The organism is Paenibacillus sp. FSL K6-1096 (genome assembly GCF_037977055.1).
Taxonomy (GTDB): Bacteria; Bacillota; Bacilli; order Paenibacillales; family Paenibacillaceae; genus Paenibacillus_AQ.
The window spans coordinates 5,527,090-5,549,867 of sequence record NZ_CP150274.1; the positions used below are offsets into that span (position 1 = coordinate 5,527,090).

15 protein-coding genes and 1 tRNA gene are annotated in these 22,778 nt (G+C 56.3%); 14 read left to right on the forward strand and 2 right to left on the reverse strand.

What is annotated here, in order from left to right:
- Window positions 1-12: 12 nt before the first annotated feature.
- From MHI24_RS24510 to MHI24_RS24520, 3 genes are all read left to right on the forward strand, one after another.
- Window positions 13-3,975: an endo-1,4-beta-xylanase gene (locus MHI24_RS24510; protein WP_340022131.1), complete on the forward strand. Its 3,963-nt coding sequence runs from the start codon at window positions 13-15 to the stop codon at window positions 3,973-3,975.
- Between the two features lie 200 nt (window positions 3,976-4,175).
- On the forward strand, window positions 4,176-5,054 hold the full coding sequence (locus tag MHI24_RS24515) for a response regulator (protein ID WP_340022132.1): 879 nt from the start codon (window positions 4,176-4,178) through the stop codon (window positions 5,052-5,054).
- 161 nt (window positions 5,055-5,215) lie between these two features.
- Window positions 5,216-11,779: an S-layer homology domain-containing protein gene (locus MHI24_RS24520; RefSeq protein WP_340022133.1), complete on the forward strand. Its 6,564-nt coding sequence runs from the start codon at window positions 5,216-5,218 to the stop codon at window positions 11,777-11,779.
- Window positions 11,780-11,867: 88 nt separating this feature from the next.
- Here the strand turns inward: MHI24_RS24520 and MHI24_RS24525 are convergent, their stop codons facing one another.
- The gene (locus MHI24_RS24525; protein ID WP_340022134.1) at window positions 11,868-12,143 is read right to left on the reverse strand and encodes a TetR-like C-terminal domain-containing protein; all 276 of its coding nucleotides are present in this window, start codon (window positions 12,141-12,143) and stop codon (window positions 11,868-11,870) included.
- A gap of 17 nt (window positions 12,144-12,160) precedes the next feature.
- Between MHI24_RS24525 and MHI24_RS24530 the strand changes: the two genes are divergently transcribed.
- The 3 genes from MHI24_RS24530 (at window position 12,161) to MHI24_RS24540 (ending at window position 13,787) form a co-directional block, all read left to right on the forward strand.
- On the forward strand, window positions 12,161-12,460 hold the full coding sequence (locus MHI24_RS24530) for a hypothetical protein (protein ID WP_340022135.1): 300 nt from the start codon (window positions 12,161-12,163) through the stop codon (window positions 12,458-12,460).
- A 478-nt stretch (window positions 12,461-12,938) separates the two neighbouring features.
- Window positions 12,939-13,493 (forward strand): STM3941 family protein, encoded by a 555-nt coding sequence (locus tag MHI24_RS24535; protein WP_340022136.1) that lies wholly within the window; start codon window positions 12,939-12,941, stop codon window positions 13,491-13,493.
- A gap of 129 nt (window positions 13,494-13,622) precedes the next feature.
- Window positions 13,623-13,787: a hypothetical protein gene (locus tag MHI24_RS24540; RefSeq protein ID WP_340022137.1), complete on the forward strand. Its 165-nt coding sequence runs from the start codon at window positions 13,623-13,625 to the stop codon at window positions 13,785-13,787.
- A 211-nt stretch (window positions 13,788-13,998) separates the two neighbouring features.
- Here the strand turns inward: MHI24_RS24540 and MHI24_RS24545 are convergent.
- Window positions 13,999-14,075, reverse strand: a tRNA-Pro gene (locus tag MHI24_RS24545).
- Window positions 14,076-14,579: 504 nt separating this feature from the next.
- Between MHI24_RS24545 and alaS the strand changes: the two genes are divergently transcribed.
- The 8 genes from alaS to MHI24_RS24585 all read left to right on the forward strand — a co-directional run bounded on the left by alaS (window position 14,580) and on the right by MHI24_RS24585 (window position 22,620).
- Window positions 14,580-17,213: an alanine--tRNA ligase gene (gene alaS, locus MHI24_RS24550; RefSeq protein ID WP_340026778.1), complete on the forward strand. Its 2,634-nt coding sequence runs from the start codon at window positions 14,580-14,582 to the stop codon at window positions 17,211-17,213.
- 335 nt (window positions 17,214-17,548) lie between these two features.
- Complete coding sequence (locus MHI24_RS24555; RefSeq protein ID WP_036696603.1) at window positions 17,549-17,824, forward strand: IreB family regulatory phosphoprotein; 276 nt, start codon at window positions 17,549-17,551, stop codon at window positions 17,822-17,824.
- Entirely contained in the window at window positions 17,821-18,240 is a 420-nt protein-coding gene (gene ruvX, locus MHI24_RS24560; protein WP_238654161.1) for a Holliday junction resolvase RuvX, read from the forward strand. Before MHI24_RS24555 ends, ruvX begins: the two co-directional genes overlap by 4 nt.
- A gap of 13 nt (window positions 18,241-18,253) precedes the next feature.
- Window positions 18,254-18,562: a DUF1292 domain-containing protein gene (locus tag MHI24_RS24565; protein WP_340022139.1), complete on the forward strand. Its 309-nt coding sequence runs from the start codon at window positions 18,254-18,256 to the stop codon at window positions 18,560-18,562.
- Entirely contained in the window at window positions 18,555-18,863 is a 309-nt protein-coding gene (locus MHI24_RS24570) for a DUF1292 domain-containing protein (protein WP_340022140.1), read from the forward strand. Before MHI24_RS24565 ends, MHI24_RS24570 begins: the two co-directional genes overlap by 8 nt.
- 159 nt (window positions 18,864-19,022) lie before the next feature.
- Window positions 19,023-20,069 (forward strand): endolytic transglycosylase MltG, encoded by a 1,047-nt coding sequence (gene mltG, locus MHI24_RS24575; RefSeq protein WP_340022142.1) that lies wholly within the window; start codon window positions 19,023-19,025, stop codon window positions 20,067-20,069.
- A 48-nt stretch (window positions 20,070-20,117) separates the two neighbouring features.
- On the forward strand, window positions 20,118-21,050 hold the full coding sequence (locus MHI24_RS24580) for a peptidase U32 family protein (RefSeq protein ID WP_340022143.1): 933 nt from the start codon (window positions 20,118-20,120) through the stop codon (window positions 21,048-21,050).
- Window positions 21,051-21,297: 247 nt separating this feature from the next.
- Window positions 21,298-22,620 carry a U32 family peptidase gene (locus MHI24_RS24585; protein WP_340022145.1) on the forward strand — a complete coding sequence of 441 codons (1,323 nt, stop codon included), beginning with the start codon at window positions 21,298-21,300 and terminating at the stop codon, window positions 22,618-22,620.
- The last annotated feature ends 158 nt before the right edge of the window (window positions 22,621-22,778 follow it).

The window sequence follows — 22,778 nt, forward strand, 5'->3', positions numbered from 1 at the left end:
GGAGTGCAATGCATGAAGAGAATAATCAAGCAAGTCTCTCTGGTGCTGCTGGCGGCTATTCTGCTGCTTCCGGCAGGCGGGTATCTTCCGGCGGCCGGGGCAGCGGAGGCAAAGACCACGGTATATCACGAGACCTTCGCGAACGGCGCAGGCAAGGCCGTCCAGTCGGGCGGCGCCAAGCTGGAGGCGGTTACGGGCGTTGTTTTTGACGGAAATAGCGACGGGGCAGCACTGCACGTAAGCAACCGGAAGGATAGCTGGGATGCGGCAGATTTCAACCTCGCGGATATGGGGATGAAGAAGGGCAGCACCTATACCGTGACAGCGGTGGTCTATGTGGATGGCAGCGTAGCTGTGCCGGAAGGCGCCCAGGCAGTGATGCTGACACTGGACGGTTACGGCAATTACGCCGGTAGCGATTATCATGCGGGTCAAGCCGTGACCTTGACCAGGACCTTCACGGTGGACGCAGAGCAGAAGCTGCGCATCCAGTCAGATGATAAGGGTGCCACAGTACCCTTTTACATTGGCGACCTGCTGATTACGACAGAGGATACGACAGGAGGCGGGGAAGAGCCCGTGCGTGAACCGGCTTTGCCGTTCAGCACGGTAACCTTTGAAGACGGGACGGAAGGCGGCTTCACAGGGAGAGCCGGAACGGAGAAGCTGACCGTAACCAATGAAGCCAATCATACGGCGGACGGGTCCTATTCCCTGAAGGTGGAGGGCAGAACCACTAGCTGGCACGGTCCTTCCTTGCGTGTAGAGAAATATGTGGACAAGGGCAGCGAATATAAAGTCTCGGCCTGGGTGAAGCTGATTGAGCCGTCCAGTGCGCAGCTCCAGCTCTCGACACAGGTAGGCACGGACAGCAGTGCAAGCTATGTGGCGCTGTCCCCCAAGACGATCAGCACTGCTGACGGCTGGGTGCTATTCGAGGGCACCTACCGCTATAACAGCGTGGGCGGCGAATATCTGACTATTTATGTGGAGAGCTCCAATAATGCAACCGCTTCCTTTTATATCGATGATATCAGCTTTGAGCATACAGGCAGCGAACCGGTGGATATCCAGCGCGACCTGCTGCCGATCAAAACAGTCTACCAGAATGACTTCCTGATCGGCAACGCGCTCTCTGCGGAGGATCTGGAAGGCGTGCGGCTGGATCTGCTGAAGCTGCATCACAATGCTGCGACCGCAGGCAATGCCATGAAGCCGGATGCGCTGCAGCCGACCAAGGGCAACTTCACCTTCACTGCGGCAGACGCGATGGTGGACAAGGTGCGGGCTGAAGGGATGAAGATGCACGGGCATGTGCTGGTATGGCATCAGCAGTCACCTGCCTGGATGAACACAACCACGGATACGGCAGGCAACAGCGTTCCGCTGGGGCGTGACGAAGCGCTGGCTAACCTCCGCAGCCACATCCGGGGGGTCATGAAGCATTTCGGGGACCGGGTCATCTCCTGGGATGTTGTCAACGAGGCGATGAATGATAATCCGTCCAATCCGGACAACTGGCAAGCGGCGCTGCGCAAGGCTCCGTGGTATGAGGCGATCGGCCCGGACTATCTGGAGCAGGCCTTCCTGGCAGCCAGAGAGGTGCTGGATGAGCATCCCGAGTGGGATATCAAGCTGTATTACAATGATTACAATGATGATAACCAGAACAAGGCCCAGGCCATCTACAGCATGGTCAAGGAGCTGAATGACAAATATGCGCTGACCCATCCCGGGAAAATGCTGATAGACGGCATAGGAATGCAGGCGCATTACAATATCAATACGAACCCTGATAATGTGAAGCTGTCGCTGGAGAAGTTCATCTCGCTTGGTGTAGAAGTCAGCATTACCGAGCTGGATATTACGGCCGGCAGCGGAAATCAGCAGACGGAGAAGGAACGGATTGCCCAGGGTTATCTGTATGCGAAGCTGATGGATCTCTACAAGGCCCATGCCGACCATATCGCGCGGGTGACCTTCTGGGGCATGGATGACCGCACAAGCTGGAGAGCGGAGTCAAGCCCGCTGCTGTTCGACAGGGATCTGCAGGCGAAGCCGGCTTATTATGCGGTCATTGATCCGGTAAAATTCATGGCCGAGCATAAGCCGGATACGGCAGAGGCCAACGTGTCGGAGGCGGTCTACGGCACACCTGTGCTGGACGGGACAGCGGATGAACTCTGGGCCTCAGCGCCGGAGATGTCCGTGAACCGTTATCAGATGGCCTGGCAGGGCGCCAGCGGAAAGGCACGTGCCCTGTGGGATGACCAGAATCTGTATGTGCTGATCCAGGTGAATGACGCCCAATTGGACAAGAGTAACGCCAATGCCTGGGAGCAGGACTCTGTTGAGATTTTCGTGGATGAGAATTTCGGCCGGACAACCTTCTATGAGGAGGATGACGGACAATACCGGGTCAATTATGACAATGAAGCCTCCTTCAGTCCGGCAGCCATCGGTGCAGGCTTCGAGTCGGTCACCAAGGTTAACGGAACCAACTATACGATCGAAATGAAGATTCCGTTCAAAAAGATTACCCCGGCCGGCGGCGCCAAGATCGGCTTCGACGCACAGATCAACGACGCCAAGAGCGGTGCCCGGCAAAGCGTGGCCGCCTGGAATGATACCACCGGCAACGGCTATCAGGACACCTCTGTCTTCGGCGTGCTGACGCTTAAGGGCAAGGGCGGCGATGAGCCGTCAACAGAGCCGACGCCAACACCGACTCCGGAGCCAACGCCGGTACCTACGCCAACACCGGATTCCGGCGGCACCAGCTACAGCAGCAGCACACCTGCGCCTAAGCCTGCACAGATAGAGAGCAAGGAGGGTGTGGTTACGCTCAGACCAGAGGTGAAGACCGAAGGCACAGCCGCCAAAGCCACGGTAACGGGCGAGCAGTTGCAGCAAGCCCTGAAGCAGGCGGCTCCGGCGGCAGACGGACGCAAGCAGATCGTTGTTGAGCTGCCGAAGCAGACGGGCGTTGCCTCCTATGAGGTCCAACTGCCGCTTCAAGCCCTGAAGAGCCAGGAGAAGTATCTGCTTGTCCTCCGCAATGGGCTGGCTACGCTGTCCATTCCGGGTGAGCAGTTCGCCGGGATTACTGCAACGGCTGAATATGTCAGCATCCGGGCTGGAGCAGCCGAGGGGCTGAATGCCGCTGCCCTCCAGCAGACCGGCAGCCGTCCGGTGGTGGAGCTGAGCCTGCTCGCAGGCGGACAGAAGCTGTCCCTGACTGGTACCGGCAAGCTGACCGTTGCTATTCCTTATCAGCCTTCAGCGGAAGAGCTGGAGAACCAGGAATCCCTTCTGGTCCGTTCACTGAGCGGCAGCGGTGCGCTGTCTGCGGTGGTGAACAGCCGTTATGATACCGCGCAGGAGGCCCTGGTGTTCCAGACCTCTGAATTTGGCACATTTGCTGCGGCCTATGCGCCGCTGACGTCCACTGATCTGGGCAGCCTGTCCTGGGCCAAGCAAGCGGCCGCTGCCATGGCTGCGCGCGGCATCCTGCCGGCCGGAGACAGCTTCATGCCGGGAGCCGAGGTGAACCGGGCAGACTTCACCGCCTCTCTGGTGAAGGTGCTGGAGCTGAAGGCTGCTGCTGAAGCAGGTGCAGGCTTCAGCGATGTCCTGGGCAGCGCTGCCTACAGCACAGAGCTGGCCGCCGCGAAGCAGCTCGGCATCGTGACCGGCTACGCGGACAATACCTTCAAGCCGGCCGCCCCCATCTCCCGCCAGGAGATGATGGTGCTTGCGGCGCGCGCTTTGAAGGCGGCAGGAATTGAGGCGCAGGGCAATGTATCGGCAGAGGGCTACTCCGATGCCGGTCAGGTCTCCGCCTATGCCAGGGACAGCGTGTCCGCCCTGCTGAAGTACGGCGTGGTGAACGGAAAGAACGGCAAGCTTGCTCCGGGCGATACACTCTCGCGTGCGGAAGCAGCGGCGATTCTGTACCGGATCTGGAAGCTGTAGCCTGGCCCGAATATTGAAGTGAACAGCCGGACAGCGGTGTCCCCATAACGGGTGCACCGCTGTTTGACGTTATAAAAATAACAGTTTGCGGTGCCTGTTTTAGCCCTTTCGATTGATTGACGGATCAGGTGCGGGTGTGATAATTTGTGGATGAATTGTGAATGCACCGTGAAGGTATGGGAGCCGGGGGGAGCAAATAGATGCTGCGGGTGATACTGGTCGATGACGAGCCGTCCATTCTGGAGGATCTCGAAATCATGCTTGAGAATTGCAATGAAGTTGAAATCGTCGCCACTTACACAGACCCCGTCAAGGCGCTTGAAGGTATGGAGCAGCACAGGGCTGACGGCGCGTTTCTGGATATTGATCTGCCGGGCATGAACGGGATTGAGCTGGCGGAGCAATTAAGCGCACGGAACCCGGAGCTGCAGGTGGTGTTTGTAACTGCGTATAATCACTATGCTGCCCAGGCGTTCGAGGTGAACGCCATTGATTATCTGTTGAAGCCGATCCGTCCCGAGCGGCTGGAGCAGACGGTGAACAAGCTTTTGAAGCGGCTTGCGGCAAATCCCGCCCCCGCCCCTTCGAGCTGCCGGATTCGCTGCCTGGGATCATTCGAGATATCGGTCGACCATCAGGTGCTGAAATGGAACCGCAACCGGGCGCGCGAGCTGTTTGCTTATTTTTTGCAGCATGAAGGGAAGTGGATTTCCAAATACAAGCTGTGCGATGATCTGTGGCCGGATTCTTCGCCCGAGCGGGCCCAGACGTATCTCCAGGTGTGTCTGCATGCGCTCCGCAAAAATCTGAAGGATGCCGGGAAATCACGGATTCTTCTTGCGTACAGCAACGGCAAATACGCTCTGACCGTCAGTGATGTTGATTGGGATGTCAGACAGTTTGAAGAGGCGTACCAGCGGTTCAAAACGTCGAATTCCCCTGAGGCGGCGAAGCAGGCCCTGAGCTGTTACGGCGGCGAGTATCTGGAGAGCGAGGATTGGCTCTGGTCTGCTCTGCGGCGGGAGGCGTACATCTGCCAATATGAGGAGTTAATGCTGGCTGCCGAGGATATTTCATAATTATACCGTTTACGCATGATCCGTCTGCCGATAGGCAGGCTTTTTTTATTTTCAGGCTCGAATCGTGTCGGAATTTGTAATTGGTTTGTAATTAGGCCCGGATATAATGAACGCGGATATAGGCACGTCTAGAATACTTAAGATGAGGGGATGGATTTGGGATGAAATGGAGAAGGTTCAACCGTTCTCTTGCGTTGCTGCTGTCCGTTGTGATGGCCTTCAGCCTGCAAGTTGGGGGAGGCGGGATAGCGTTTGCAGGGGAAGCGACCAATGTCATTGAGAACACAACCACCGGTGTCCGGTACGCCGATGTGGAGACAGCACTGAGTGCTGCGGCAGACGGCCAGACCGTGGCCCTGATCTCAGATGTATCTCTTGGAAATGCGGTCACCTACAGCCGTCCGGGCGTTGGGGTAACGCTCGATCTGAACGGTTACCGGATGGTCCGCGAGGTATATGGCGGCGGTGAGACCGGCACAGACGGAGCGGTCTACGTCTCGGCCGGGGTATTGACAATCCGCGATACCTCAGCCGCTGCGGATGGATATATTGATTATATAAATAATGCAGGCTACAGCGGAAGCGGGCTTAACCTGGGAGCAGGCGGGACGGTGAAGCTGCTGTCCGGCGGTATTCTGGGGACCGGCCAGAGCGTGTTCGCCCATGATGCGGACAGCCGCTTCGAGATGAGCGGCGGTGTAGTGTACGGCAGCGGAGCCCATTCAGGCTCGGAGGCGATTGCAGCCGTATCCGGCGCTTATGTGACGATTTCCGGCGGTTATATCGGGACGAAGAACCCTGATGCGGCGATGATCTGGAGCGGAGCAGCCCTTGACCCGGCGTACTGGAGCATCACCGGAGGGTATTTCACCTCCAAATACTACAGCGATGGCGGACAGAAGGAGATTGCCAACTTCGTAACACAGGGTCAAGTGACTGAATTGGATGTTACCCAGACCTATGCTGCCATCTCAGGAGCTACGGAGTACAAATATCACCTGACGATGCCGCGTACGATCGCCTTTGACGGCAATGGCGGCGATAGCCCGGTGGCAACGCTGGTGACCAATCTGTCCGGTAAGCTGGACGCACTTCCTGGAGCTGCTGTCAAGAGCGGAGCCGAGTTCATCGGCTGGTTCACTGCGGCAGCCGGGGGAGAGCAGGTTACAGCGGACTACATTTTCAACCGGGATATGACTGTGTATGCACAGTACCGGGGACCGGGCATTGATTATAAGACAGAGCAATTAAGCGGCCTGACCCCTGGCGCAGGCTATAAGCTCACTGATGCATCAAGTGTAACCGGGGCCACTTATGTGACCGCTGATGCATCCGGTAAAATTGCCATTGAGGAAGCCTGGCTTAGCGGCACATGGTCACTGGAAGAAGGCACCGAAGAAGGAACGCCAGCCTGGTCGATCGGCCTTCCGCCCCGGCCCGCTGCACCAACCGGCGTTAACGCCGGGAGTGTGTCGGAAGCAGGTGCAGCTGACGGCAAGCTCACGGGCTTGAACGTGAATATGCAGTACCGGATCAAGGGGACCGGCCCGTGGATCACTGCAACCGGCCCGGCCGCTACCGGACTTGAGTCTGGCACCTATGAGGTGCGTACGGCGGCTACCACGACCTCCTTTGCTTCAGCGGCAATTGAGGTAACTGTAGGAGTTATGGTTCCCCCCGCTCTGACAGCGGTGGGTGATAACGAGAACAACCTGGTGAAGCTGAACTGGACCTCTTCTCTGGCAGGCCAGGAGTATTACATGGTGTATCAGAGAGACACCGGCGGGGACGGGCTGGACGAATTCCAATCCATTCCGCTGAAGAACGATATTAAGGTGCTGAATGTGTACCCGGATATGCCCGGCTCTGACGGCTTGCAGAACTGGATGAGCACATGGGGAAATCCGAGCGGTTATACGATGCAGGTGGACAAGGTGTCCATGAGCGACTTCAACGGCGATGATCCCGCGACCAACTACACCCATTACCTGGCGAAGGATGAGAGCGGGGCTTATGCCTATGATGTGCTGTACTTCGGCGCATGGGATGCCAATAACCGGCGCGACCTGTCTGAAGCGTCCCATGAGGCAGTAGAGGCCTTCATCCGCTACGGCGGCGGTGTACTGATGGGACATGACACGGCCAGCTTTTACCATGAGCATCTGATCGATCTGGCAACCAAATATCTTAACCTGGATGTGAAATTCCAGGAGGGGTATTACAATCCTGACATTCCGACAACCGGGGGAACGAAGGTGGTTGTACAACGCCGCGGCTTCCCGATGAACTACCCGTATGCGCTGGGAGATGTCGGGACGATTCTGAGTGTTCCGCAATCCCATAGCTATTTCCAGTTTGCCAAAGGCGATGTATGGTTCAAGTATGCTTTTCCGGATTGGGGAAGCACTCAGGAGATCAATACGTATAACGGCAAGCCCGGCACGAACAACTTCTATTTGACTACCTGGAACAATGCGGCTCTGATTCAGACCGGCCACAGCAATGGCAGTGCCACAGAAGATGAGCAGAAAATCCTGGCCAACACGCTGTTCTACCTGGCGCAGACCTCCACCTCGAACAGCTTCGACGACCGGATGTCACAGGATGTGGCAGCTCCCGATCCGGTTAGCGGTCAGGCCAGCCTCACTTATGACAGTGCCTCCGGCAGACCGGTGCTCACGTGGAATGAACCTAAGGATAATGGCAGCAGCTATGCTTACTATCTGAAGGCAACATCCTATGTAGACGGCAGCAGCCGTCAGTCGTCAGAGACCACTGCCACGGTAACAACAGGTGTACAAGGGTACGCTGTTACGGTTGACATTGACCCGGAGGGTAACGATCCCGGCAATACGGTGACTACTGCAACCTACAGCTACGCAATCCCGGGTACTCTCGACCGGGGAGTAACCTATTACGCGCACATTAAAACGATTGACCGTGCCGGCAATATCTCGCAGGTCTACACGCTTCCGTTCAATTCGGATGCTTCCGGCTTGACAGCGGTGTCCACCGATCCTGCGGGCAAGAGCAATGACGGCAAAACAAAATTGTCCGTTCTAGAGACCGTGATGCCGGGCAACCGGCTGGTGTACCTGAATGTCAAGGACGGCAGTGTGGAGATTCCTGCTGTCGGCGAGGAATTAAGCGGCTATGCCGACATTCCGTCCAATGGCCTAGTGGAAGCGGCCAACGGCGACAAGATTGCTGTTGCTGAAGTGGATGCAAGCGGCAAGGTCGTGCGGTTCGGCCAGACGGCCGCCAAGGTATTGCCTGCAGCAGCAGCGCTTCCGGTAGCCTCCGTTGATCCGGCGGGAATCGAGAACAACGGTAAGACCCAGATGGTCGCCGGTGCCGGCAGCGGCAACAAGCTGGTGTATGTGAATTTTGGCAAGGGTGAGATTACAGAGCCAAGCCAGGGCGAGTTGCTGACGGGCTATACGGATCTGCCTGACGGCGGTATCATTGCCGCTGAGTGGGGGGACAAAATCGGCATTGCCGAGGTAGATGCTGACGGCAAGGTCGTGCGCTATGGCGTGGCTGAGGCGAAGGTGTCTGCCGAAGCGGAGGCGAAGGGCCTCAGCGCAGCAGCTACTGACCCTTCAGGAAGCGGCACCGAAGGCAAGACCCGGGTAAGCGCCAGCGCCGCTAGCGGCAACAAGCTGGTGTATGTGAACTTCAAAGATCAGCAGGCCAGTATCCCGGATACCGGAAGCAGCCTGGAAGGGCTGGGATATGCCGGGCTGCCGTCCAGCGGTCTCGTAGACGCGGGCAACGGTGATCTGCTGGGAATCGCGGAGGTAGATCCGTCCGGCAAGGTGGTACGTTATGTCACTGTACCGGCTGAGGTAGCGCCGGAATCGGCGGCAAAGGGCCTGAGTGTAGGCGCGAAGCGTTGGGAGGGCAGCGGCGCCGAAGGCAAGACCCAGCTTACTGCGAACGTAGGTGCAGGAAATAAACTGGTGTATATGAACTTCGGCGAAGGCCCGGTTACAGCGCCGGCGGCAGGCCAGCCGGCAGGCAGCGGCTATGCAGAGGTGCAGGCGGGCGGCGTTGTGGAGGCCAAGAACGGCGATCTGCTGGGCGTTGCGGAAGTAGACGAGCAAGGCAATGTCGTGAGGTTCGGCACGACCCGCGCAGTTGTAGCGCCGGAAGCAGCGGCCAAAGGCCTGCCGGTGGTCGCGACCGATCCGGGCGGATCAGGAGCCGGAAACCAGACGAAGCTGGTCAGCAAGGCCGGAGAAGGGAACCGGCTGGTGTATGTGAACTTCGGCGAAGGTGCAGTGAACGTGCCTGGCGTGGGAGAGACGCTGTCCGGATACACGGAGGTTCCGGGAGACGGACGGGTTGAGGCAAAGGCCGGCGACCGGATCGGGATTGCCGAGATCGGACCGGACGGCAAAGTTGTGAAGTATGGCGTAACCGAAGCGGTGGTCGTGCCGGCGAATGCGGCGAAGCCGCTGACGGCGGTAAGCACTGACCCTACCGGAGCGGAAACGGACGGCCAGACGAAGGTGACACTGACCGGAGCCGCAGTGGGCAGCGGCAACAAGCTGGTCTACATGAATGCAGGCAAAGGAGCTGTCCGCGTGCCGGAGAACGGAGCGGTGCTCAGCGGCTACAGCGAACTGCCGGAGAACGGTCTCATTGATGCGCGGAACGGGGACAATCTGGCCATCGCCGAGGTGGATGCGAGCGGCAAGGTAGTTCGGTTCGCAGCCGTGAAGGCCGTTGTGGAAGCGGAGGATGCGGCCAAGGGACTTGACGTATCGGCCACCGATCCGGCGGGAGAAGGCACCGACGGACAGACCAAGCTGGCCAGCCAGACGGCAATCAGCCCGGGGAACAAGCGGGTCTATCTGAACTTCGGCAAGGATGGTGTCCAGCAGCCAAGCGTTGGCGACACCCTGAACGGCTATCTTCCTGTCCCTGAGGACGGAATGATTGCTGCAGATGACGGAGACTACATTGGGGTTGCAGAAATTGATGCCAGCGGCAAGGTGGTCAAGTATGGCGTAGCCACTGCCAAAGTTACCTCAGACTCTGCTGCTGACGGACTTACAGTAACCTCGGCAGATCCCGCGGGCACAGCCAATGACGGCAAAACGCTCGTCAGTGCCAAGGCGGAGGCAGGAAATACACTGCTGTACGTTAATTTCGGGCAAGGCCAGCTCCTTACCCCGGATAAGGGCGTGATTCTGACCGGTTACTCCGCGTTGCCGGAGAACGGCTTAATTGCGGCCAAGGAAGGCGACCGTATTGCTGTAGCCGAGGTGGATGCCTCCGGCAGAGTCGTGCGCTTTGGCTGGGTAACAGCGGTAGTGACGGATGAACCGGCTGAAGAGCCTCCGGTAGAGAATCCGCCAACCCCAACCCCGACGCCGGTACCGACCCCGACGGGAGCTCCAGCGCCGGGCGGAGCACCGGTTCCGGCGGCAACAGCAACACCGGCTGCTTCTGCCAAGCCAAATACCCGCGGGGTTGAAGTGCTGGTTAACGGCAAGGTGGAGTATGCGGGCATCGCAACCATTACCACCGAGAACCAGCAGGTGCTGACCACGATTGATGTGGACCAGGCCAAGCTGCAGGCCAAGCTGGACGCAGAGGGCCGGGGAGCGGTTGTGACAATTCCTTGGACCGCAGCATCGGATATTGTGGTTGCACAGCTGACAGGCCAAATGATCAAGAACATGGAGGACAAGGAAGCCCTGCTTGTGCTGGATACTCCTTCAGGAGCATACAAGATTCCAGCCGCGCAGATCCGCATGGCCACACTGGCCGCCCAGTTCGGCAGCCAGGTGAAGCTGGACGAGGTTACGCTGCAGGTGCATATTGCGCTTGGCGGCGCAGAGGCTGCCAAGGCCGGGGAAGCCCAGGCTGCCAAGCAGGGGGCTACCCTGATTGCGGCGCCGGTGACCTTCACTGTCAATGCGGTCTATGCAGGCAAGAGCATTGAAATTAAGGATTATAGCGTATACGTTGAACGGACGGTGGCTCTGCCGCAGGGCATCGATCCGAACAAGATAACGACAGGTGTCGTACTGGAGCCGGATGGCACCCTCCGGCACGTGCCTACCAAGGTGACTAAGGTAAACGATGTATATTATGCGCAGATTAACAGCTTGACTAACAGTGACTACGGTGTGGTCTGGCATCCGCTTGAGTTCACAGATGTCGCTGCCCACTGGTCCGAAGCTGCAGTCAACGACATGGGCTCACGCCTGGTCATTAACGGTGTAGGCGAAGGCACATTCCGTCCGAATGCAGACATTACGCGTGCAGAGTTCGCGGCGATTATGGTCCGCGGCCTGGGGCTCCGCCTGGAACAAGGAGCGGCTCCGTTCTCCGATGTGGACAGCTCCCAGTGGTACGCTTCTGCAGTGAACACTGCGTACCGGATGGGGCTGATCTCCGGGTATGAGGACAATACCTTCCGGCCGCAGGGCAAGATTACACGGCAGGAAGCCATGACCATGACCGCGCGGGCGATGAGCATCACCGGCCTTAAGGCCAAGGTGGCCGGCGCAGATGCTGCGAAGGTACTCCAGCCTTACAAGGATGCTTCGGCAGTAGCCGGGTGGGCCAAGGAAGCTGCGGCTTACTCTGTCGCCTCCCAGGTGATGAAGGGAAGAACAGCTTCATCGCTGAACCCGCAAGCGTTCATTACCAGAGCAGAGGTTGCGGCGGTGATCCAGCGCCTGCTGCAGCAGTCCGGTCTGATTTAGAGCAAGACAAGCATTAGGAGAAAGCATAACTAAGCTCAGGCTCTCAAGGTCGAACATCCTTGAGAACCTGGGCTTTTAGCGTTGGGAATTACCGCTTCAACACCAGCGGAAGGTATACCTCGTCCACAATACTGGCAATGGTCTCCTCCGACATCGGGGCGTTGTAGAGCATAATCTCATGGCGGGCCAGATCGGACGGCAGGGTGAGCATCCGGGGAGTAATGGCTTCAGGAGCCACCTCGCCCCGTTCAACGGCCCGCTGAAGAATGATCGTCATCGTCCGGTTCTGGCGCCCGCCGGGGAAGATCAGGGAGGCGAGCGGCAAGGCGCCCATGTCGGCTACCAGCCCGTAGAACGCATTCATCGTCACCTGGTGCGGTATTGATCCTGCGGGGGGCTGGTCTGGGGGCTGTGTTCCTGCCGGTGATGGCTTCCGCTTATACGGGCCTGACGCCCGGACAGATTCCCCATGCCAGCAGCACCACCCGGATTATGCAGCAGATCGGCGGGGCGTTTGGGGTGTCGGTCATCGCGGTTATTTTGCAGAATCAGCTCCAGTCCATGCTGCTGCACGACCCGGCCGCTATGACAGTTGCCTTCGACCATACGTTTATGTGGACGATTGCCTTCTCGGTCCTGGGACTGATTCCCGCAGCGTACCTGCCCAGAATACGAAGATAGCATGGCCTCGGCGTTAAAAGGCTGAGCATGAACATCTTGCTGATATTGGGCTGAACCTGCACCCGTTACCCATTGAACCGAATACCGCTAATATTCAGAGATAAGTGTATCCGGTGCAACTAAAAACTGTGAAAAGCAAGGCATTCCTCTCCTAACTGTATTCCATACAACTAAATATCCCGGAATGGGCGAAAAGACGGGTACAGAAGCATTTTAGTCGCACGAAATACAGCTAAACAGAGATTCGGTGGCACATCCGGCGACTTAGTTGTACAGTTTGCAATTAAGCCTATCCCTTGCACCTTAATCAGGCACGGCAACCCTCGGCAAGCGATGAGTTAAAAATGATTTTCACACGTTTAAAGCTAACACGTACCAGTTGCAGATGGCAGTATTGCGGGTAAGAACTATAATGAATTGAAACGGGGGAACGCCCGTGCCTGCGGCTTAACGGCAGGACATGAAGGAGGAAGACGAAATGGATTATCAGGCATATAACGATGGAGGGTACCAGCCGCTTGTAGTGAAGAGGTCCAAGGTGAAGCTTGTCCTGCTGTTTGCGGGATCGCTGCTTTTTATGCTCCTGGGTGTCTTGCTGCTAAAATGGTCCGGGGAGGTCACGGCCGATCCTGCGATCCTTCTGCGGACGCTGGGGATTGCCTGTACCGTGCTGTTCGGTCTGGCGGTAGTGGTCTATCTTATCATGCTCCTGCGCCGCTCGCCGCTGCTTGTGGTGGACGCCCAGGGCATTGATGACCAGTCTTCCGCAATTCCAGGCGGACGAATCCTGTGGGAGGACATTACGGATATCCGCCTGGTGCGCTTCTCCGGGCAAAAAAATATCTGCATCTTTCTCGCTGACCCCAAAGCCTATCTGGCCCGGCAACGCGGAGTGAAACGGTGGCTGATGGCCATCAACCTCCGCCTCGCCGGCACTCCTGTAAATATTACAGGCCAGTCCATGGGCATGTCCCTGGAGCGGGTATATGAAGAGATGGAGCTGCGCAGACGGCTGTGGTCGGGGCGGAGGTAGTCTGTATTGGTTTTATTCTGAAGTGGTATCCGTTCATCCGAATTCAGGATATAATATTGAACAAAGGAGTGGTGAGTATGTACTTGGACTGTGATTGTAATTAATGACACAGAGTATGAAGTATCCGAAATGTATCAGGACAACTCAGATACTCTTTCGGCTATGCAGATTGCTGAGCTTGATGCTGATCCCGAAATTGCAAAAATGATCCAGGAGTCCAAACAGGATATTATGCATGGTTCAATTATCTCTTCTAAGCAAATGATCGAGATGATAAGGAATGGACAACTTTGATGCAGGTAGTCTGGACTAAAAGTGCGGCCCAGAGCTTCTCCAAGATCGAAAGCATCCACTTCTCACCACAGGGATCGTTTACCGTTTCCTATCAGCCATCCGGGGATGGCTCTACATCCATAATTACTGCCTTTAAACATGGAAGATAGAATTAAGCATATTGAGACGCAAAAAATCGCAGCCCCAAAGCTGCGAATCACTTAAATGTGTATGGTCGAGACGACAGGATTCGAACCTGCGGCCTCTTACTCCCGAAGCAAGCGCTCTACCAAGCTGAGCTACGTCTCGACGTCTGAACAATTTGTATTATACGCCTGGTTGGAAACGCTGTAAACACCCTTTTTACTGAGCGATATGCCGCGCTTATCCGTCTGCTGCGGGCCCCGGGCCAGTCCTGATTGACAGAACCCCGGACGCTGGCTATACTTGAGGTGTTATTGATGCATATCGGACAATACGTGGATGAGAAGAAGTACGCCGGGGCATGGCTCCCTCAGAGAACAGGTTCCTTTGCGGATTCCCGCAACTGGCTGTGAGAACCTGGAAGACAGGCCGGCAGAAAGCTACTCTCGGAGTGCGGTAACAACCGCCGGGGGCCCCCGTTAACAGCCGCACAAGGCGATCGTCTGCCAGTTGCCCGTGAATAACGGGTCCGGGCGATAACCAGGGTGGTACCGCGATAATCATCGTCCCTGAATAACATTCAGGGGCGTTTTTTTGTTTTGATTTTTCGGGTAACCGTGATTTTCCGGCAAGTGTGCCATATTAACCAACAGACAGGAGCTGTACATGATGAAAGCAAGTGAAATCCGTTCCAAATGGCTGCAGTTTTTCGAGAGCAAGAATCACAAGATTGAACCAAGTGCCTCCCTCGTACCGCACAATGACCCTTCGCTGCTGTGGATTAACGCAGGCATGGCGCCGCTGAAGCCGTACTTCGACGGCCGGGAGGTTCCTGAGAATCCCCGCCTGACCAACTCGCAGAAGTGCATCCGCACCAATGATATCGAGAACGTGGGCAAGACGCGCCGCCACCATACCTTTTTCGAGATGCTGGGGAACTTCTCTATCGGCGACTACTTCAAGGAAGAAGCGATTACCTGGGCCTGGGAGTTCCTGACCGGCAAGGAGTGGATCGGGTTCGACCCGGACCGGATCTCTGTCACTGTCTACGCTGAGGATGAAGAAGCCTTCAAGCTGTGGAATGAGAAGGTCGGCCTGCCGGCTGAGCGCATCATCAAGCTGGGGGACGACAACTTCTGGGACATCGGCGAAGGCCCTTGCGGCCCTTGCTCGGAGATTTTCTATGACCGCGGGGAAGCCTACGGCAGTGATCTGAATGATCCCGAGATGTATCCCGGCGGTGAGAATGAGCGCTGGCTGGAGGTATGGAACCTCGTATTCTCGCAGTTCAACCATAATAAGGACGGCAGTTACACGCCGCTTCCGAACAAGAATATTGATACCGGTGCCGGTCTGGAGCGCTTCGCATCCATTCTGCAGGATGTGGACTCCAACTTCGATACCGATCTGTTCCAGCCGATTATCCAGAAGACTGCCGGGCTTGCCGGGGTAACCTACAAGGATAATGTGGAACAGGACATCGCGTTAAAAGTCATTGCCGACCATGTGCGCACAGTGACCTTTGCCGTTGGTGACGGCGTACTTCCTTCCAATGAAGGCCGCGGCTATATTATCCGCCGTCTGCTCCGCCGCGCCGTGCGCTACGGGAAGACGCTGGGGCTGGACCGTCCGTTCCTGCATGAGCTGACCGAGACGGTCGGCGAGATTATGGGCGTGTACTATCCGTCCGTGGTGGAGAACCGCGAATATATTGCCAAAATCATCCGTCTCGAAGAGGAACGCTTCCACGAGACGCTGTCCGATGGTCTGGCGATCCTCGGAGAGATCAGCGCCAAGGCCAAGGCTGACGGACTGAGCACCATTGCCGGTGCCGATGCGTTCAAGCTCTATGACACCTACGGCTTCCCGTTCGACCTGACCGAGGATTTCGCCTCCGAGCAGGGGCTGACGGTTGACCGTGAAGGCTTCGATGCCGCCATGCAGGAGCAGCGCGACCGGGCCAGAGCGGCCCGCCAGGACAGCGCCAGCATGAAGGTTCAAGGCGGTGCGCTGGCCGACCTGACGGTTAAAAGTGAATTTGTTGGATATAATGACACGGTAACCGAATCCAAGGTGCTGGCGATTGTAGTGGACGGCGCGCTTCAGGATACAGTAAGCGAAGGCGCCGAGTGCCAGGTGATTCTGGAAACCACTCCGTTCTATGCGGAGAGCGGCGGTCAAGTCAGCGATACCGGCGTACTGACCGGCGGATCGGTGACCGCCAAAGTGACCGGGCTGTTCAAAGCACCGCACGGCCAGCATGTTCACCTCGTTACGGTGGAAGCCGGCGATCTGAAGGTAGGCGATACCGTCCGCGCTGAAGTGAACCGGGCTGAGCGTGAGGATATTGTGAAGAACCACACTGCTACCCACCTGCTGCACAAAGCACTGAAGGAAGTGCTGGGCAGCCATGTGAATCAGGCAGGCTCTTTAGTAGAAGGTTCGCGTCTGCGGTTTGACTTCTCGCACTTTGGAGCGATTACGCCTGAGGAGCTTAGCGATATTGAGCAGCGTGTGAACGCCCAGATCTGGCGCAGCCTTCCTGTAGTGATCGAGAACAAGCCGATTGATGAAGCCAAGGCAATGGGGGCTATGGCGCTGTTCGGCGAGAAATACGGCAATATCGTGCGCGTGGTGCAGGTCGGCGACTACAGCCTTGAGCTGTGCGGCGGATGCCATGTTGCCAATACCTCGCAGATCGGAATCTTCAAGCTGCTCAGCGAGAGCGGCATCGGCTCCGGGGTACGCCGGATTGAAGCAGTAACCGGCCGCTACGCCTATCAGTTCACCGAGAGCCAGCTGGATCTGCTGAAGCAATCGGCTGCGCTGCTGAAATCCTCGCTCACCGATGTGCCGAAGCGGATCGAAGCCCTGCATGCCCAGGTGCGCGAGCTGGGCCGTGAGAACGAATCGCTGCAGTCCAAGCTCAGCGCAACCTTTGCCGCCGAGCTGACCGGCAGTGTCATCACGGTAGGCGGAGGCACACCGCTGCTGGCGGTCTCTGTTCAGGCTGGCAATATGGATGCGTTGCGCTCCACTGCGGATGAGCTGAAGTCTAAGCTTCCAGATACTGTACTGGTGCTCGGAGCTGTGATGGAAGATAAGGTTAACTTTGTAGTAGCTGTGCCGCAGGAGCTGGTCAAGAAGGGCTTCCACGCCGGCAAGCTGGTGAAAGAGATCGCCGCAGTCTGCGGCGGCGGCGGCGGCGGCCGGCCGGATATGGCCCAGGCCGGCGGCAAGGATGCCTCCAAGCTGGGCGAAGCCCTGAAGAAGGCGGAAGAGCTGGTAGCCGCACTGGCGTAACACCATTAACAAGTTCCCTTTGCAAGAAAATGTTGGGATCTATTAATATCTGGAACAAGGCGGTACTGGGGGGCAAGGACTCAGTACCGCTGCTTTATTCACAAAAAAGTTATTTTTGTGGGGTATTCATCATTGACCTCCGGCTTGCAATAGCTTAAAACCCAAAAAAACAGCTGGTTTTGTAGATGAAATGCCAAAAAAAGCGCTTTTACAGCAGGAGGATTTCCTCGCCGGGGCCTGAATATGTTATGATGAAGGCAGCAAGTGAGCTGTACAGCAGCAACTTTGCGAAGCCGCCCGCAGCGGGTGATTTTGCAGAAGGAAGGTGTCACCAGATGGACTCCATGGACAAAACGGTCAAATTCAATGTGAAGGGCGACGAAAAGGAAGCCTCTCCCCAGGAAATACTGCTCGCTGTGTACGATGCACTGGTGGAGAAAGAATATCATCCGATCAATCAGATCGTGGGATATCTTCTTTCCGGAGATCCGGCTTACATTCCGCGCCACAACAATGCGAGAAGTTTAGTCCGGAGGAAAGAGCGTGATGAGCTGATTGAAGAACTGGTCCGGTTCTATCTGGCTAATCACCGGGTGGACCAGCCGAAATGAGCAAGAAGCTGGGACTGGACTACGGCGACCGCAGAATCGGTGTCGCCACAAGCGATATTTTCGGATGGACAGCACAGGCTCTGGAGACGATTGAGCGGCGCGGGAACGGCAAGGAATTCGACCGTATCCGCGAGCTGGTCAAGGAGCACGAGATTGCTGAGATTGTCGTTGGGCTGCCTAAGAACATGAACGGCTCAGTAGGACCCCGTGGTGAAATATGCATCGAATTCGCCGAACAGCTACGGGAGCAATTAGATCTGCCCGTACACCTATGGGATGAGCGTCTGACGACGGTATCTGCCGAGCGGGTGCTGATTGACGGGGACGTCAGCCGGAAGAAACGCAAAGGGATTGTGGACAAAATGGCCGCAGCTCTGATTTTGCAAAATTTTTTGGATGCTAACAGTAAAAGGTGAGGGGTGTGCGGATATGACAAACGAACAGATCGGCCAAGAAGAAGAACCGGAAATTATCTATATTCCCGACGAGGAAGGTAATGAAGAGGAATTCGAGGTCATCATGAAGTTTGAAGTGGACGGATCGGATGCCAAGTATATGATGGTGGTTCCGCTCGATTCCGAGGATGAGGAGACGGATGAGGTATACGCTTTCCGTTACGAGGAAGACGGCGACGATTTGCAGCTCTTCATGATTGAGAATGATGAGGAATGGGCCATCGTGGAGGAGACCTTCAATACGCTGGTTGATGAGCTGGACGGAGGCCCGGAGAATGACTGAGTTTTCTGCTGCTGAGGCAGTATGGACCTCGAAGCTCAAAGAAGTATACGGAGATACAGTCGAACTGGAAGATGAGCAGGGCAAGTCTTCCGTTTACAATATTATTGCCGAGTTTGCTGTTGGTGACCGTGCTTATGCGGTTCTGGCCGGTTCGGGGAGATCAGCGGAGCAGGAGATTCTGCGCATCGTGGTTTCTCCGGACGGACTGCCGGAGCTGGAGAGCATTATGGATGATGATGAGTGGGAGGATGTTTCCGAGCTGTACGATGAGCTTACCCTTCCCGCTGAAGACAGCCAGTAGGTAGCAGCAGCTTCATGTAGAGCGGGTACGGAAGAGGGCGGATTTTTTCCGCGCTCTTTTTGCTTATTTGCTGCACGTAACATTCTAGGACTGAAAAAATAAGTTGAATTTTAGACAATACAATTTTATACTTTATAGTCGGAAAGTGAGGCGTAACATTTGAAAGCCGTGATCCGCACTGTGCTGATCCTCATTCTTGTCCTGGTGCTATTGGCCGGGGGAGGGGCATGGTACATTTGGAAGGGAATGCAGCCGGTAGAGCCCGCCGGGCCAGCCGTGACGGTTACCATAGAGAAGGGCATGGGCAGTGCGCAAATCGCCGACCTGCTGGAGCAGAAGGGAATTATTAAGAACAGCCTGTTCTTCAAAGGCTATCTGAAATGGGTTCAGGAGGGCTCCAGCTTCAAGGCGGGAACCTACAGCCTAAGTCCCGGCGACACCTATGATACGCTGATTAGCCGGATGAATGCGGGCGATGTTGTGAAGGAAGCGACGGTAGTATTCACCATCCCCGAAGGATATACTGCGGTGCAGGTGGCAGACAAGCTGGCTGCGGCCTGGAACCAGAAGCCTGAGGTGTTCCTGCAGCTGATCGATTCGGGCAAGGGGCTGGAGGCGGTAAGCCAGCTGGAAATCCCTGATAATCCGCAGCTGCGCCACCGGCTGGAGGGCTATTTGTTCCCCGAGACCTATGAGCTGGCAAAAGACAGTACGCCGCAGGAGGTCATCGAGGCTATGCTGGAGCAGCTGGTGAAGAAGCTGGATACCATTCCGGAATGGAAGGCAAAGCTGGCGAACCGCGGACTTACGCTTCACGAACTGCTGACGGTGGCTTCACTGGTGGAACGTGAGGTAGTCGTGGATAAGGAACGCCCGCTGGTGGCCGGCATTATCTATAACCGCCTGGACAAAGGCCAGAAATTAGAGATCGATGCTACCGTCCAGTATCTGCTGGACAAGCAGAAGGAACGGTTGTACGAGAAGGATCTGAAGGTAGACAGCCCTTATAATACGTATAAGCAGGCAGGCTTGCCGCCCGGGCCGATCAGCAGCCCCGGCCTTGCTTCTATTGAAGCGGCAATGACTCCCGAAATATCTGATTATTTCTTCTATGTCACCAAGAAAGATGGTTCTCAAGGCCATTTGTTTGCGAAGACCTACAAGGAACATTTAGCCAATATTCAGAAAAGCAAGCAAAATCAATAGCAACAGGCGTAGAATGGTATAGATGCGCTGGGCACAGGAGGTAACACAATGAATAATACACCGGAGCTGCTGGCAACAGCAGCTTCTCTGGAGGAAGCTGCAGCGCTGCTGGATGCGGGTGCCACGGCGCTACTGATCGGCGATGACCGCTTCGGAATGCGGCTGGCCGGACACTTCACGCTGGAGGATACCGCAGCCGTGGTGAAGCTCGCCCATGAGCGGGGCGGTAAGGTATACGCCAGCATTAACGGACTGATCGCCAATTCCATGCTGGAGGAGCTTCCGGCTTATGTGAAGGCGATCGGGGAGATTGGAGTGGACGGCGTTGAGTTCGGAGACCCGGCTGTCCTTGCGGCAGTGAAGGCGGAAGCGCCGGGGATGAAGCTGCACTGGAATGCAGAGATGACCTCAACCAACTACGCTACGGCGAATTATTGGGGCCGCAAGGGGGCTTCGCGGGTCGTCCTGGCCCGTGAGCTGAATATGGATGAAATGACTGAGATGGTGCCGCATCTGGAGGTTGAAGCCCAGGTACAGGTGCATGGCATGACCAATATCTATCATTCCAAGCGCAAGCTGGTTGCCAGCTATATGACCCATCAGGGCCGTCCGAGCGACGGCGGGAGCCTGGGCAAGGAGCGCGGGCTGTTCCTGATTGAGGCCGAGCGCCCGAATGAGAAGTTCCCGATCTATGAAGATGAGAACGGCACGCATATTATGAGCTCGGATGACATTTGCATACTAGAGGACCTGCATTTCTTATTGAAGGCCGGTGTACACAGCCTGAAGATTGAGGGACTGCTGAAGCCGGTAGCCTACAATGCCGCTGTCGTTAAGGCCTACCGTCATGCCATGGACGTATACGCCGCCGATCCGGCCGGATATGCCTTCGATGAGGCTTGGCTGGAGGAGATCCGGGCCTTGCAGGACCCGGAGCGCGAGCTGTCGTTCGGCTTTTTCTACAAAGAGCAGGTCTATTAATATATCAAAAGAAATGGTCTCAGCTCTTGCAAGGTTTATCCCGGCAACTAAGGGGCAGCAGCGGAGGGGAATTTGGAACTGTAGGAGCGCCAGCGTCCGCCTTTGTGTCCGGATGTTATCCGCTAAGTGGAATAATCAAACATCTGGAGACAACAGCGGCCGAAAGTCCAAATTCACCGCAGCAGCGTTTATACCCGATGTTAGTCTTTTATCTTGCACAAGATGAGACACAGAAAGGAGAACAGGAATGGGTACTATGACGAGGCCCCAATTCAAGGGCAAGCGTTACCGTCTGGACAAACCGGAGCTCCTGGCTCCGGCAGGGAATCTGGAGAAATTGAAATTCGCCGTGCATTATGGCGCGGATGCAGTATATATTGGAGGACAGAAATATGGTCTGCGCTCAGGCGCGGATAACTTCACCTTCGAGGAAATGCGCGAGGGCGTGGAGTTTGCGAAGAAATACGGAGCCAAAGTATTCGTGGCCACCAACATCTATGCGCACAATGAAGATATCGCCGGCATTGAAGAATACCTGCGCAACCTGTATGAGGTTGGCATTGCCGCCATTATTGTAGCCGATCCGGTAATTGTCGATACCGCGCTCCGCCTGGTGCCGGGTCTGGAGGTGCATCTCAGCACCCAGCAGTCCACGCTCAACTGGCAGGCCGTCTCCTACTGGAAGCAGGAGGGGCTGCCGCGCGTAGTTCTGGGCCGGGAGACCAGCCTGGAGGAGATCGCAGAGATCAAGCAGCATGTGGACATCGAGATTGAGAGCTTCATCCACGGGGCGATGTGTTCCTCTTATTCCGGCCGCTGTGTGCTGTCCAACCACTTCACGGACCGTGACTCCAACCGCGGGGGCTGCTGCCAGTCCTGCCGCTGGAAGTATGATCTGTTCGAGGATGCCCGTCCGGAAGGAACATGGGTATCGGAGGAGGAGCAGGCAGACGCGCCTCAGGCCTTGCAACCGGGAATCACCCAATTGCCGCTGCACCAGCCGGAGGATAACCCGTTCACAATGGGATCGAAGGACCTCTGTATGCTGGAGAGCATTCCTGACCTGATCGAAGCCGGAATTGACAGCTTCAAGATCGAAGGCCGGATGAAATCCATTCATTACGTGGCTACTGTGGTGAATGCTTACCGCAAGGCTATCGATGCATATATGGCTGACCCGGAAGGGTATGTACTGAAGCCGGAATGGCTGGAGGAGCTGCAAAAGGCGGCGAACCGCCCGCTGAACACAGGCTTTTTCTATGACACGCCGGACCATGAGGATCATATCTACGAGCCGGAAGAGAAGGCTGCTCCGTATGACTTCGCCGGTCTGGTGCTGGAGTATGATGCGGAGAGCGGCATGGCGCTGGTTCAGCAGCGCAATCACTTCAAGCCGGGGCAGGAAGTCGAATTCTTCGGCCCGGATAACACCTTCTTCAAGCAGACCGTAGGCGGGCTGTGGGATGAGGACGGCAATCCGCTGGATGCGGCCCGCCACCCGCTGCAGCGGGTGCGCATGAAGGTGGATCACCCGGTCGCTTATTTTGATATGATGCGCAAACGTAAATAATCCGCTTACAAACTATGGAATGTCCGTTTACAATAGGGCATTCCTTTTTATATGCCAAATGTCTTATGCATTTCGACAAAAATAATGAAATATTGAAGCAAAATATCTAAAAATGCTAAGAAATATGAGTCTTTGTGCCGATATAAGTCAGGTAACGC